Annotated in this window: 7 protein-coding genes; 2 read left to right on the plus strand and 5 right to left on the minus strand. The window is 49.6% G+C overall.

Annotated features, from left to right (window positions below):
• Positions 1-11: 11 nt before the first annotated feature.
• On the minus strand, positions 12-3,077 hold the full coding sequence (locus ICL07_RS16710) for a SusC/RagA family TonB-linked outer membrane protein (RefSeq protein ID WP_188089166.1): 3,066 nt from the start codon (positions 3,075-3,077) through the stop codon (positions 12-14).
• 864 nt (positions 3,078-3,941) lie between these two features.
• On the opposite strand from ICL07_RS16710, the gene ICL07_RS16715 reads away from it, so the two are divergent.
• Positions 3,942-5,231, plus strand: coding sequence for an EndoS/ChiA family endoglycosidase (locus tag ICL07_RS16715; RefSeq protein ID WP_188089167.1), 1,290 nt, complete (start codon positions 3,942-3,944; stop codon positions 5,229-5,231).
• Positions 5,232-5,288: 57 nt separating this feature from the next.
• Here the strand turns inward: ICL07_RS16715 and ICL07_RS16720 are convergent, their stop codons facing one another.
• The 4 genes from ICL07_RS16720 to ICL07_RS16735 all read right to left on the minus strand — a co-directional run bounded on the left by ICL07_RS16720 (position 5,289) and on the right by ICL07_RS16735 (position 13,450).
• Positions 5,289-7,571, minus strand: a complete 2,283-nt coding sequence (locus ICL07_RS16720) for an FAD-dependent oxidoreductase (protein WP_188089168.1) — start codon at positions 7,569-7,571, stop codon at positions 5,289-5,291.
• 149 nt (positions 7,572-7,720) lie between these two features.
• The gene (locus tag ICL07_RS16725) at positions 7,721-9,136 is read right to left on the minus strand and encodes an SGNH/GDSL hydrolase family protein (RefSeq protein ID WP_188089169.1); all 1,416 of its coding nucleotides are present in this window, start codon (positions 9,134-9,136) and stop codon (positions 7,721-7,723) included.
• Positions 9,126-11,732 (minus strand): glycoside hydrolase family protein, encoded by a 2,607-nt coding sequence (locus ICL07_RS16730; protein WP_188089170.1) that lies wholly within the window; start codon positions 11,730-11,732, stop codon positions 9,126-9,128. The genes ICL07_RS16725 and ICL07_RS16730 overlap by 11 nt, the downstream gene beginning before the upstream one ends.
• Positions 11,729-13,450 (minus strand): sodium:solute symporter family protein, encoded by a 1,722-nt coding sequence (locus ICL07_RS16735; protein WP_188089171.1) that lies wholly within the window; start codon positions 13,448-13,450, stop codon positions 11,729-11,731. The genes ICL07_RS16730 and ICL07_RS16735 overlap by 4 nt, the downstream gene beginning before the upstream one ends.
• A gap of 229 nt (positions 13,451-13,679) precedes the next feature.
• On the opposite strand from ICL07_RS16735, the gene ICL07_RS16740 reads away from it, so the two are divergent.
• Positions 13,680-14,693, plus strand: a complete 1,014-nt coding sequence (locus ICL07_RS16740; RefSeq protein WP_188089172.1) for a LacI family DNA-binding transcriptional regulator — start codon at positions 13,680-13,682, stop codon at positions 14,691-14,693.
• The last annotated feature ends 9 nt before the right edge of the window (positions 14,694-14,702 follow it).

The following is a 14,702-nucleotide window of genomic DNA, read 5'->3' on the forward strand; positions in this document are numbered from 1 at the left end:
TTAAACATTCATTAAAAGGATACTTTCAAACCCACTATCACACTGCGGTTGGAAGGAACGTTGAAATTGGAGAAACCCTGTCCGTTGCCGGAGCCATCCAGGCTCACCTCCGGATCGGAGCCGGTATAGTTTTTATGCAGGATAAAATTGGTACCGGTAACAGATAATACCAATGAGCGGAAACAGCGCTGCTTTAACAGGGAAGCACTTAAATCATAGCTCAGGGACACCTGCCGCAGTTTCAGGAAAGAACCGTCTTCCACGCTGCTTTCGCTTACTTTGGAGTAAGACTCTTTGTAGTATTTCTCATCCAGCGTGATAGGAATATCGTTCTCTTTGTTGTTGGATTGTTTTACACCCGGTAATATCACAGTGGTGCCTCTGTTCTCGGTCGCTTTAGCAGTACCGTAGAAATAGAGATAAGAGTTATCCAGGTTGATCACATCTCCGCCGTGACGATGATCGAGCACAAAGGAGAAAGTAAGACCTTTATAAGTCAGGTTACTGGAGAGACCACCGGTCCATTTAGGCATGGCATTACCAATAGGTCCCAGGTCGGTGCTGATGATAGGATACCCTTCATCATTAATGAGCAGCTGGTTTTTATCATTACGCAGGTAGTAGTTGCCATAAATCACACCATAAGGCTGGTTGGCATAGGCAAAAATACCGGGACTGGTAAAGCCTGCAAACTGGATGTATTCCACGCCGTCGGCAAGGTTAAGTACCTTGTTGTCGATTTTCGTATAGTTGAGACTGAGGTTCCAGGTAAGATCCTTTGTTTTGATAGGCGTAACACCCAGGGTTACTTCTATACCCTTGTTCTGCATAGAACCTGCGTTAAGGGAAGAACCCGTGAAACCGGTACCGGGAGATACGGGAGAACCCGGCGTCAGCAGGTCCTGGCTTTTCCTGTTGAAATAAGACACATCCAGGGATGCCCTGTTGCGGAAGAACTTAGTCTCCAACCCTACTTCAAATTCTTTCAGTTTTTCGTTCCGTAAAGGGAAACCATAAGTGCTGGTGAGTGTGTAGCCATTCTGTCCGTTGAAAGGGAAATTTACGCCCGGAGAAGCCCGGTAATAGGGATTACTGAGCGAATAAGCGCCTACGTTATCGTTACCTACTGCGGAATAGGACACCCTTACCTTACCAAAGTTGAGGATTTTGTTATCCGCCATTTTTAATGGCTCGGTAAATACGAAACCGGCGCTGGCAGAGCCATAGGGATAAAACTGGTTATCTTTGGACAACACGGAGCTACCGTCATAACGGCCGGTGAGCGCCAGGGTGAGCATACGTTTGTATTCCAGGTTAGCTTGTCCGTAGAAGCCTACTTTACGGGTTCTGTAGTAACCATAACTGGAAGTTACTTCGGAGAAGTTGGTAATGTTATAAAGTTTCTCCACAGAGATACCTATTCCCTGTACAAAACTATTATCGCTGTAGTTGGCGAGGATGTTGTTACCCAGCAACAGGTTACCGAACAGGTCACTATTGAATTCTTTTTTGGCTTCTACCATAAAGTCGTGGCTGAACTGCTGGTTTTTGATATCTCTTTTATACATCTGTCCGTTGATCGGTGTAGTACCGTTGTTGCCCCATCCGATAGCACCGGGTGCTTCATGATAGTCGGTGGTGGTCACATACATATCGGCACCTACACGTTCAGTGATGGTAAGCCAGGAAAGCGGATTGTAGGCAAGGGTAATTACCGGTACGATGCGGTTGTTCCTGTCACGCAGACCGGTATTATCCAGTATCCAGTAGGGATTGTTACGGGCGGCGCGGTACAGGCGCTGGCTACCGTCCGGATTGGTAGTCGGGTGCGGGTCCCAGGACGGAGGGGCGCCATATACTGTCCACAACGGGTTCACGAAGTTGTTCCCTTCGAGATAACGGTGGTTGTCTGTTTGTATATAGTTGAACTGGGTAGACAGCTGGAGGTTATCCAACAGTTTTACACCGTACTTTACAAACAGGGCATGACGGTTGTAGTCGGTGTTGGGAATGGTACCATTTGTTTTCAGGTAGGAATAGGACACCATGTAATTGGAGCGGTCCGTATAGCCGGACACGTTAATATTGTTATCACTGGTATGTCCTGTTCTGAAGAATTCTTTAAACGGATTGTGTTTGGGTACCGGTGCGCCATTTACTTTCAGGGTATCCATGGCCGGTCCCCATACGGAAGAACTGATACCGCCGTTATTGCCATCCACGTATTTACCGCCCGTACCTTGCGCAAATTTTTCCTGCAGGTCCGGCATGTTAGGGTTTTGGAAAGAATAGCTGCTGCTGAAAGATAAGTTGGGTTTCCCTTGTTTACCTTTACCCATACCGTTTTTAGTAGTGATGATCACCGCGCCACGGGCAGCGGCAGAACCATACAAGGCGGTAGCCGCGGCGCCTTTCAGTATCGTCATGCTTTCAATGATATTAGGATCGATATCGCTGCCACGGTTGGCCGTGCCACCGGAATACATAGATCCGTTAGGGTTACCGGCCTCACTGTTGTCTATCGGCACACCATCGATCACGAACAACGCCTGGTTATTACCTACCAGTGAGGTAGCGCCCCTGATCACGATTCTGGCGGAACTGCCGGGTACGCCGCTGGAATTGGTGATCTGTACACCAGACACTTTTCCGGCGAGGGCATTCACCAGGTTATCCTGTTTAGCTTCTACCAATGTGGCACCTTTCACTTCTTCTACACTATAGGTCAGCATCCTTTTATCGCGTTTGATGCCTAATGCCGTTACCAGTACTTCATTGATCTGGCGGGAATTTTCCGACAGTGAAATATTGATCACGGCATCTTTTGTTACCTTGATTTCTACTGTATTGTAACCGAGGGCTGTTACCAGCAGGATATCCCCTTCTTTGGCGGCAATGTGGAAGGCCCCATCTGCCGAAGCGGCGGTTCCGCCGCCAGCGCCTTTAACACGCACCGAGGCCCCGGGCACAGGCGCACCATCTTTACTGGTAATTTTACCCGATATAGACGGGGCTTGCGCATAAGCAAAGGATAGCGCCAATAGCAGCATGACTGCTATCAAAAATTGTCTTTTCATAAGTGTTAGATTGATAAAATGATCAGCCGGTCGTAGGCCGGCCGGTGCTGGTGAGCGATTTCATTCAGACAGCGATAAATACCAGTTTTATATGTACGTGAATTACCAGGACGCGCTACAGTAGCAGCACACCCATATTGTTCCTTTTTTATGCGATCAAAAAAATTACCGGCGCAGTGTTGCCTGCAACCTATTTGTGGTTGACATCCCTTCAGATCTGTGACTGTATTTTTCAGTCTCCTGATTACACGATGAAATTAGGTCACATCGCGGTAGGTGATTACATTATATTTAACCACTTCTGTGCAGAAATTAACATGGCTTAAATAGGCAGGGAAACAATAATTACCTATCAAACATCATAGGGCAAAGGATTTCAAAAAACAAACAATGTAATTATCTATTCTAGTTAGTGCAAAATAAGAGAAGTCATTGAAAAGAGAAGCATTACTATCTGTTTAAACACCATTATCAACTAAACAGATCCCGATAAAATAATACTGATCTTTAACAAAAAAACACTGTCGAAAATTTCAATTTTAATGTATATTGCTTATATCCGCCCATTCCCAAATTAACGAGCGCAATCATCATAAAATTGAGTTTCATGAGCAATGAAAACTGATAACGCCATTATCATTAAATCGCCCCGGTATTAATACCAGAAAGCAAATCATCAGCCCAAACAGATTAAACAATAGCTAAAGTTACAAAGGTATCTGCCCGCCTCCGGCGGTATCGGTGAGCAAACTGATAAATGATCAGGTAAATCGTTTAACTAACGCATATATCAACCAGCGCGTTACAGCAGTCGTTGTAGCATGGTTATCCTTTTGTATTATTCTTCACCCAAAATTCATCCAAATGAAACAGCAATGTTTATCATTCAGTTTAGTAACCGTATTGATGATGATGCTTTTCGGCACCAGCTGCACGAAAGAGCTACGTTCTTCCGACACTGCACCCAACAGTGAATCCCTCAAAGCTTCCGTAACAGCAGTCACGGAATCGCTGGACAGCCTGCTGGCATACAAAAGCCGCCCTCATGAAATCTATGCAGCCTTTTACCGGTTAGAAGGCCCCTGTTACGGGCCGGCGCCATTTGGCACCAATTTCTCACAGGTACCGGACAGCCTGGATGTACTGATCCTATTCTGTTTCTCTCCTTCTTCTCCTGTAGCGTCCCAGGTACCCGGTTGGATCAATACACTCCATACCAAAGGCACCAAAGTGATCCTGACCGGCAACTTAAACCTCATTCCAGGCGCCACGCACGACTCTGTGGGTTATGCTATGACAGCCAGGTATATCATGGATAGCGTCGTCAATAAATACGGTTTTGACGGATATGACATTGACATCGAAAGTCAACCTTCTGGTCAGACATTGACAGATATGGCCGGCGTATACAAAGCACTTTCCAGATACCTGGGTCCGAAATCAGGCACCGGCAGGCTGCTGACCTTTGACACCAATCAGTCAGGCAGCAACAGCCTTTTTCAAAAGGTGTATACAATGGTCGATTATGTATGGCTACAGGCCTATGGACGCGGCGCCAGTACCCTGCAAGGTACCTGGGCTACTTTCGCGCCCTATATTACCTCCTCCCAGTTCGTGCCGGGATTTTCCTTTTATGAAGAACGTGGCGATCAGGCCGGCAATGTATGGTACGACATAACCTATCCCGTGAACGGTACCGGCAGAGCCTATGACTACGCCCGCTGGGAACCTGCCTCCGGCAAAAAAGGCGGCGTATTTGGCTATGCGATAGACAGGGATGCGCCATTAACATCTTCTACCGATAACAACGCCTATGCGCCCACCTACATCGTCAGCAAACAGTTGATTCAAATCATGAACCCGGCCAACGGCAGCAGCGGCGCAACCGGCGTGGTATTTTACCAGGACGCGAACTATGGTGGCGCTGCATCTCAGCCTATTGCCAAAGGCAGTTATACACTGTCTCAGTTACAGGCAAAGGGGGTAGTGAATGATTGGGCGTCGTCCGTAAAAATTCCTGCCGGCTGGTCTGTCACCATCTATGCTGATGATAACTTCTCCGGTACTTCATGGACACTGACCAGTAATAATAGCTGGCTGGGAGGATTATCGCCCAGCGCGAACGATAAAATGAGCGCTGCTAAAATCCAGTAACAGTTCGTATCAAAAAGAAAAATATGGCCCCGGACTGAATCTCCGGGGCCATTACTATTATCGGTTATAACAACGTACCGCAAATACCGCTGCCGGTACTTTATCCGAAGGATGTTCCACCTCCAGCACCAGCTGATCGGTGGTGACAGGCGTTGTTAATGGAATATGGTTATGGGTATGATAGTTTCCGGTAACTTCCGCCAGCACCGCTCCTGTGGCATCTTTGATGCGGTAGTTCCTTACACAGAAAGGCATCACTGTTTCAGGGTGCAGCATCAGTACTGATTCCATCGGATGATCATAGTCGGCATCAAAGAAAAGATCGATGTGACTGATGGTAACGGGAGCGTCCCAACGAAGCGTGAGTTGCGGTGCAGGATCTGTCCAATCGGCTACCCAGGCATTGGGAGCGCTGACTGGCCGGTCGGTTCCGTTGCGGATATTTTCCGCCTGGAAAAGCCGGATACCGTTTTCATATTTCAGGTCTATATTATGCCCCTCCGGACGCCGTTGCGGGCACCAGAACTCAAAGGCTTCCATGCCTATATCTTCCGGAGGTGTTTGTTTACCATAGTTGGATACTGCCCTATTGATACTATTAAAAACAGATAATATGCCGGTCACTCTTTTGTCGGTACGATGCAGTTGTACCAGGGGATTTTTTTGGAAGATGATAAACACATAGCCCACCTGATCCATCGTTGCGGAGAAGGTTAGTTGTACGCAGTTTCTGCCGGGATGAAGTGCAATCGTCTGTTTTTCCAGGGTAATATCCGGCGTATGATTGCCGGTTCTGCTGGTCACCCGTAACTCCACCTCCAGGGTGGTATCTTCGCCGGCATCGGCATGAAACACCATAGGCCCTATTTTTCCTTTGGGCAAAGGCAGCAGTTGCGCTGTGGATAACTGTAACGGTTGCACGAAAGTGACGCCGGGGAAACCGGTGAACACCAGTTCGCTGGAAGCGGCTATGTTGGCTGTTTGTACGAGATCGTCGGTATCCTGCAGAGCCAGTCCCGGGATATGCTGACCGGTTTGTTGTAATCTTTTTTGCAGCAGCGGTACCAGTCCTTCGTTGAAAACAGCGGCGGGCAACAGCTGCCGTTCCTTGCAGATGGCGGCTGCCACAGCGGTGGCCTGTGTAGCATAGGCGGCGGTGGCCATTACACGCGTAGAGGCAAAAGCCACGTGTGAGGCGCTGATGATACGGCCGCCCAGGAAGAGATTATGGATATTACGGCTATATAAACTACGGTAAGGTATCTGGTAGATGCCTTTGCTATGCCATTGATTACAACCTGGTTTCTCACTGAAAACACCATCGGCCGGATGCAGGTCCACCGACCAGCCGCCAAAAGCCACCGCATCGGGATGGGTGCGCTGTTCAATAATATCCTGCTGTACCATCATATAATCGCCTTCAAAACGGCGGCTTTCCCGTTTACCGGGAATCATGCCCACCCATTCCAGCGTCAGTGTTTCGGCTTCAGGGAAGTTGCCGGAATTTTTGATATAGTTCCATACGCCATACACCACTTTCCAGAGTTCCCATTTGATCTTCTCTGTATCGTGCACGGTATCGAGGCGGCCGCCGTATTCTATCCACCACAGTTTACAACCAAAGTCGGCGGCGTTAAAGGATTTAAAGCGGGGTATGGCAGTAATGTCTTTCAGCGCAAAAGCGGGCGGGATAAACTTCACCGGCCGGCTGGTATCTTTACTGTAGAAATAAAGGGAATGCCCCAGCAGCTCACCGTATGCTGCAGAAGGAGCAAACTTCTCCCCGAATTCTTCACTGCTTTCAGCGCCCATACGGAAAGCAGCGCCGGCGAGAAACCCTACTACGCCGTCGCCGGAGGCGTCGCAAAACAACGGCGCCGTTAAAGTATACGTCGTTTGGTTCTGGCTGCAGAAGGCCTGCAACGCCCCGATGGTGGCTTCATCCTTTTTTTCAACGGCATATACCGCTGTATTCAGCAGCAGCGTGATATTCGGCTCCTGTGTTACTTTATCCAGCAGTATCATATCGAAAATTACGGGGTTACTTTCGGGGTTACGGAAAGTATTCTCCACCAGTATTTCATTCACCAGTCCGCCTTCGCGGGCCCAGCGATTATTGTTGCCCATATGGGAAGTAGCGCCCAGTATCCATAACCGTACCTCGCTGCTTGAGTTACCGCCTAATACCGGGCGGTCTTGCACCAGCACCACTTTCAACCCTTGCCGGGCTGCGGTGATAGCGCCACATACGCCTGAGAGGCCGCCGCCTGTGATCACCAGGTCAGCATGTATGTTCACTGCGGGAAATGCACGGTCTCCTGTTGTTCCGGATGTAATCATGATGCTTTCAATTATATTTTTAGTAGTCTGCAAGTCGCCAAATTAACAACCCGGGTCCGGCAACGTCAAACGTTTGGACCACAAAAAAAACTGGGAACATTCCCATCTGCCGGGAATGTTCCCAACAGGCTGTTCCTGGGTTGTATTATTTAAAAACCGGGTTTTCCCCGCAATAAGATCTTACCGATATAGACCACGGTGCGGTCATATTTCTCCGGATGATGGGTGATATCTTCCTGTTGGGTACTGCCCAGTATCTTCCGCTTGTCGGCTTTTTGGGCCGCCAGGCGCAGGGTAACGGTATGTTTGCCCGGCGGCAGCAGGATCATCTCATGCTGTCCGCGATAACGGTTATTGCAATAGTAATTGAACCGGTTAATGGTAACGCTGCCGCTGCTGTCTGTTGTTTTGGCTTCACTGAGGAAATGCGTCCCCTGGGGGGAATAGCAGGCCAGTTTCATCACTTTCCCATCCACCACGGCTTCCAGCTGCCCGGCTTCCGGGCCGCCAATATCGAAAATGCCGAATAGGGTACCGGTAAAACGAAAGGTGAAAGCGGCGCCAGGTTGCGCTGCTGTCATTACATAAGGAAACCAGGGATGGAACTGCCGTAGCGGCAGCTGGTCAGTCGCCGTTTTTTTCCAGCCGTCGCCGAAAACGGCTATCTCCTGCGGATCATACATGCCGGCATCTTCCCAGTTGTCAGCCAGTAAAGGCGCGGGTAACGGGAGCGTATCAACGTCGCCGGCGGTTTGTATTTTGTGCATTCCCCTTGCCATAGCTGCGGCGTACAGGTTACCACCGGCGGTGATGGGATGGGTACCGTCGCGGGAGAAAACAATTTTTCCCGGTACATCTTCGGCACTTTTCCACAACAACTTTCCTTCCTGCTCCAGCTGCGCCACTTCCATGCCTAAATGAATAGAAGGAAGCTGGTAGTACGCCGCCAGCCGCTCCAGCCTTTGTATATTCTCCGGGATACCGCCGGCAGTATATATTTTCGTTTGCCCGTTATTAATAGTATAGATAAGACAGATATCCGTCTGCGGCGATGCCCGGCGGATTTGCCGGATGATACCCTCCATACCTTCGGGATAGGCGCCGTTTACCGCAAACTCCACAAACACCAGGTCGGGATGATATTGCAGCAGCTGACCCTGCAGGCGGCATGCGCCCAGGTCTGTACCCGTTCCGGATACACCGGCATTAATACCTTTCATGGCCGTACCGGGAAACATAGCCTGGATATACCGCGCCGCCTGCGGACGGTAACATGCATTCCCCTGGGTAATACTGCCACCGATGAAGCCGATGGTTAACGGTTGACCGGCAGCGGCCTTACGAAAAAAATGAGGCAGTCCTCCCCTCACCGTACATTCGTTGCCGTTACTCCAGGTACCCGGACTGACAAGTGGTACTGTCGTATCTCCCGGGTTAAAATACAAGAACGAAGCACCGGCCTGTGAAGCGGCTATCAGCTCCTGCTCTCCGCGTTGTTGGGCAGTAACGGTTGTTAACAGCGTCAGTAAAAACAAGGATAATATCCCGTATCGTTTATGGCTCATATTGAATTTCTATTACAGTCAGCCCGTAAGGCGCCATGTCTAAACGGAAATCGGGTGCGGTACCGGTAGCCTGCCGTTTTCCGCCGGCTTGTACATAAGCCGCAGTTTTGGGTTGCAGCGTTTCCCCGTTCAGCACTTTGGAATAATCCAGGTGTAACGTTTCCTTCATAGGCTGATGCCCGTTATTGAGCAACAACAGGAATAACTTCCGCTCTTTCCTGTTGATGGCGCAGTAATAATCCAGGTAGGGGCTGGCGCATTGCAGCATGTCTTCGCGCAGCAACAGGTCTGCCGGGGTGCCATATACTTTGCCGGGTGCAAATCCATACGTCTCATGCGGACCAACTTTCGGCGTAATAAATCCATGCGGGAAACTCACGTTACCGGATGAACGCAGTTGTATTTCGGCCAACAGGTAATCGGTGATCCATCCCACCTGCCACCAGGCATGATGCGGATAAGGGCCGGCGCCTTTATTCATGGTCGCCCAATAGTAGGAGGCTACACTGGTAGCGCTGTCTACAAAAGCATCCCTGCCAAAAGCCGCCGCACGGGCCATGTTCAGGAATAACGAATCTTTGGTGAGGCCAAACATACGTACAAACATACCGGCATGGCTGGCCAATAAAATCGGGCCGCCATGGTTGGCAGAGCCCATGATACCGCCATGTTCAAAGCTCAGACCTACCTGGCTGATTTCCCAGTCCTCCCGCACGCGGCCATTAACCGTCTTTTTCTCCGTAGTCGGTATCGGCTGGGTATAAATGGAAGTGGTATATAGTTTAGCTGTTTGAATGGCGGCCTGTAAGTACTTCTTGTCTTTTGTCACCTCGTAGAGGTCCAGCAAGGCGCCGGCACTCTGACCGGTAGCGAAATCGGCCACAAAGCGCACATCGCCGCATACGCCCAGGAAACAACCTTTCTCTATCGCGTTTGTAATGTACCAGTCAGCGCCTTTTTTAGCGGCAGCCAGGTATTTTTGGTCTCCCAGCATCTTATAGGCTATCAGCAAACCATAGAAAGTGGGCCGCAGATCCTCCACTTCGGTGAATAATTTTTTCTCCGTAGCATGATCATAGGCTACTTCCCATTTGCCGGCAGGCTCCATCCAGGCCAGCAGCCTGTCGGCCGCCTCCCGCAAAGCTTGTTTTAACGTTGTGTCGTGGGGGTTAAAGAGCAATACGTTGCCAATATCCATCGTCATATAATAGGTAGTGCCAATCGGTTCTACATAAGGCCCCCACTCTTCGGTGAACTGCCTGCTTTTAGCCAGGTAGTATTGTCCTGCGGCAGCACCGTGGAAAAAGCCGGGACGCTGTTCCTGCTGCATTAGTTTAAAATTGCGGGCATAGGGTAACCGGGTGCGCTGCAACACACTGTCCTGCGTGATGTTTGCCAGCATCCACATAGCGCCGTAATCGGAGTTTTTAAACGCATCTTTATCGGAGCCGTATACGCCTCCGAGATAGGCTTGCGCGCCTATTTCCATCCCTTTATAGGAGGCGGTTTTCCAGAAGGAAGTGCTGTCATCCACGAGGTAATGATGCATATGCAAAATGCGGCTGGTCAATGATTGTTTCGTTTGTTTCAGCGCCAGGAAATCCGGGAAACGGTAAATATCATTCACTGCATGTTTATACACCGTGTACCAGTCGGCCGGTTGCAAACTATAGCGGAAAGAAAAACTAACGGTCTCTCCTTTTTGCAGGTAAGATCCTTTTTCTCCCAATACCGGGTGGTAGGCAGTCGGCGTCAACAGCGCTTTACGATTCATCAGGGATAAGCCCAGCTGCCAGCTGCTGTTGCTGTGTTTATCTTTCTCCCAGGGATCGCGGGCGGTGCCCGGCGCAGGAATCACCGCCAGCGTTAATTGTTGCCGGGTGTTGATAAACGGCGCCAGTGTGCTGGCGGTACGTTCCCGTACAATCACGGGTTTATCGGGAATGCCCTGCATGTAGGCATACGACTTGATGAGATCTTTCTCTATGTAATTACTTTGAAAATATCCCGGGATAGCGGCCCATTGCAGATCCTGCTCGGACATGGTAGCCAGTGTAGGCGTAGCCAGCGAGTAGTATCCTGTTAATTTGGCACGGAGTTCCATTGTTACACAAATGTCGCCGGGATACTTCTCGTCCAGTTTCCAGCTGGCGGAAAGTGCGGCGGTGTTGTTTTCCCGGGTAAACACCAGGGCGCCGTCCGGTTGTTTCGTTACCGCTGCAGGATAAAAATATAAGGCTGTACCAGCCGTATTCATCGGCACCGGCGACAGCGCGGCTTCCCACACGGGGATATTGTACTTGTATTTACGCTCCGGGAATTCGATCGGTTGACCGGCTTTATCGTATAGGGTTAAGGGTTGGTTGTCCGCCGGCTTTGTCTCACTGTACAACAAGGTATACTCGCCACTGGCCTGTGGCAGCGATTGCCAGCCTTGCTTATTTTTAACGCCAATCTGTTGCAGCTGCCATCCGTTGGCCCCGTTTTTCCAGGATAAACGAAGGGCGCTGTTATTCATCGTCACTTCAGACGATTGGGCCACTACCGGTTGTACGCCAGCCAGCCAACATAAGAAAATAGCTACCACGCTTCTCATGACTGATAAATGCTTTTTGAAAGTTCAGATATAGGTTCAGTTTTTACTTTTCGTGCAGCCCTCAACGGTATCAGGGCAGACAACAGGATAGCGGTAGCGATGACCGCCACTACGGTAACACTCTTCCCTGAGAAAAAACAAAGTCCATAGAGCAGCAACGCAATAAAAGCGAGGGAGAAAGCAATCACTTTCAGGCCGAACCTGTTTTGTTTTTGTATTTCGATGGTTTCTTCCTCACTGGTTTCCTGTACGGCTGCCTTGCGCTGTGCGCGGCGACGTTGCAGCTGTATGTATTCATCGCTGGTAGCGCCCTTGCGGCGGGCATACCATTCATACCCCAGCAACATCACAAAAGGTAATCCTACGCCCAGCAACATCTCGTTGGCCCGGCTCAGTTTAAAGCCGGATGAAAGCGGGATGATCACCTTAAACGCCAGGTTCACCAGCAGGCTGATTACCGTAATATACAGGGTAGCCTTGCCCGTTAGCCTTTTGGAAAAAAGCGCCCAGATGGGAGGCGCCAGCAATGGTCCGCCGGTAATGGCCCCAATGCTCAGGGTGAATTCTACTATCCCTCCGATATAAGGCACAATCAATGCAATGACAATCATGCCCAGTCCAAAAAACCAGGAAGAGATGCGTGCTACGCGCATCAGTGTTTTATCGGACGCACCGGGATTAATGGAACCTTTGTAGATATCATTCGTAAAAACGGCCGATACCACGTTCAATGCTGTGTTGGCGGAAGCAGAGGTGGAAAAATACATACCGGTCAGTATCAGTCCCATTAAACCGGCGGGCAATACATGTTTGCAGATCATCAAATAGGCGTTCTCCGTATCCAGACCATGTAAACCCGGATTGATACTCTTATACAACATCGGTGGCAGCATCCACAACACGGGGCTCAGGATGTACAGCGCGGCAAAGAGATACGCTACTTTAGAGGCGGAAGACGGTTTATCTACACTGGTATAACGTTGCACAAACGTCCAGTTACCGCCAATATAAAACACATGGTACAAGGCAAAGGCCAGGATAAAACCCCAGGTATATTCCCCGTTTACCACGTTAAAAAATCCTTCGGGGGAGAAATGCAGGAAATGCTGCACCCCGCCGGCGGCATCAAAAGCCAGCGGAATAATGATCAGTACTGCGGCGGTGAGCACCACAAATTGCAGGATGTCGGTCACCATCACGGCCCAAAGACCGCCGACTGCGGTATAGGCGATCATAAACAGTCCCAGTACCACGGTAGAAGGTATCAGTGGCAGTCCCAGGGAGGCACTCACCAGTTTTGCCACGGAGTATAATACAGACCCTTTGATCAGCAGGGATACGATCATAAAAATATAGATGTAGGCCTTCTGCACTTTTTCACCCAGGCGTTCCCGGATGAATTCCGCCGCCGTGAGGTTGCCCGTAGCTTTCCAGCGGGGCGCCAGGTACAGCCCTGTTACCAGGGCGCCGATGCACATGGTCCATTGTATGGTAACGGCCACCCAGCCGTACTGGTAAGCGATGGAGCCCCAGGCTACAAAGGTGCCGGCAGAAAAGAAACTCATAAAAAGGGACAGTCCCCCGATAAACCAGGGTACCGCTTCTCCTGCGGCAAAAAAGGATTTAAGATTTCTCCCTGTCCTGGAAAAGGAAAATCCTACCAGCATAATAAACAGAGAAAAAACAACAATAACGGCTGTATCTATGGTCGCATTCATCAGGGTGTAATCGTTAAGGTTAGTGCCATGGAAATGTTCAGGTATAGTTTGCCTGCATTAACCTTGCTGACAATTGTTTTTCATACGTGTGAATTTGTTCAAAGATGTAAACAAACCAACACAGATAATACAAAAAAAGCCCGCATTTCTATTGGGAACATTCCCAATTTATGGGAATGTTCCCACCTTTCAAGGTTATTTCGTTTCTTTGGCCGTACAAATCCGAGTTATGAAACGACACCAGGTAACCATCGTTGATATCGCTAAAGCACTCAACCTGTCTAAATCCACTGTTTCCCGCGCCTTAACAGGCCATCCCAGCGTAAAGGAAGATACCCGTCAGGCCGTACTGGAACTGGCAGAAAAAATGGATTACCAGCGAAACATGCTGGCTATTAGTCTCATTACGCGGAAAACCAATACTATCGGCATTATTGTACCGGAATTTACCAGTTCCTATTTCCCGAATGTAACCATCGGCGCCCAGGAAGTAGCCAGCAAAGCAGGCTACACCACGGTTATCTGCCAATCCAACGAAAGCTACGAAACAGAAGTGGCGAATACAAAAGTGATGTTAGCCAACCAGGTCGACGGGATACTGGTATCACTCAGTAAGGAAACGCGGAACTTCGATCACCTGAAGATCTTCCAGCGTAAGGGGATTCCCATTGTCTTCTTTAACCGTGTATGCGACGACATGGACGTACCCAAAGTAATCGTCGATGATTTTGAAGGCGCCTTCAAGGCGGTGAGTTACCTGATTGAAAAAGGCCGCAAACGTATCGCACACCTGTCAGGCCCGGCTTCGCTGCGTATCAGCGAAAAGCGGCTGAATGGCTACAAGGCCGCGCTTAAAAAACACAACATTCCTTACGATGACAGCCTGGTGATTCCATATGACTTAAATACAGACATGGTGCACATCTACGTAACGCACCTGCTCAGCCTGCCCCAGCCGCCGGATGCGATCTTTGCCATCAGCGATCCAACCGCCATCGAAATTATCCAGGTCATCAAAAAGAAGGGATTAAGGGTGCCGGAAGATATTGCCGTGGTGGGTTTCAGTAATGATTTTGCTTCCGGGCTCATACATCCTTCTCTCACCACAGTAGCACAACCGGTGAAAGACATCGGACGAACGGCCGCGCAGCTGTTGATCGATCAGATCAACCGTGATCTGGCCGACTGGAAAAGTATTATACGGGTATTGAAAACCGAACTGATCGTCCGGGAGTCTGCCTGATCAGGAAGC

This window comes from Chitinophaga qingshengii (assembly GCF_014529935.1).
In the GTDB taxonomy this organism is placed as follows: domain Bacteria; phylum Bacteroidota; class Bacteroidia; order Chitinophagales; family Chitinophagaceae; genus Chitinophaga; species Chitinophaga qingshengii.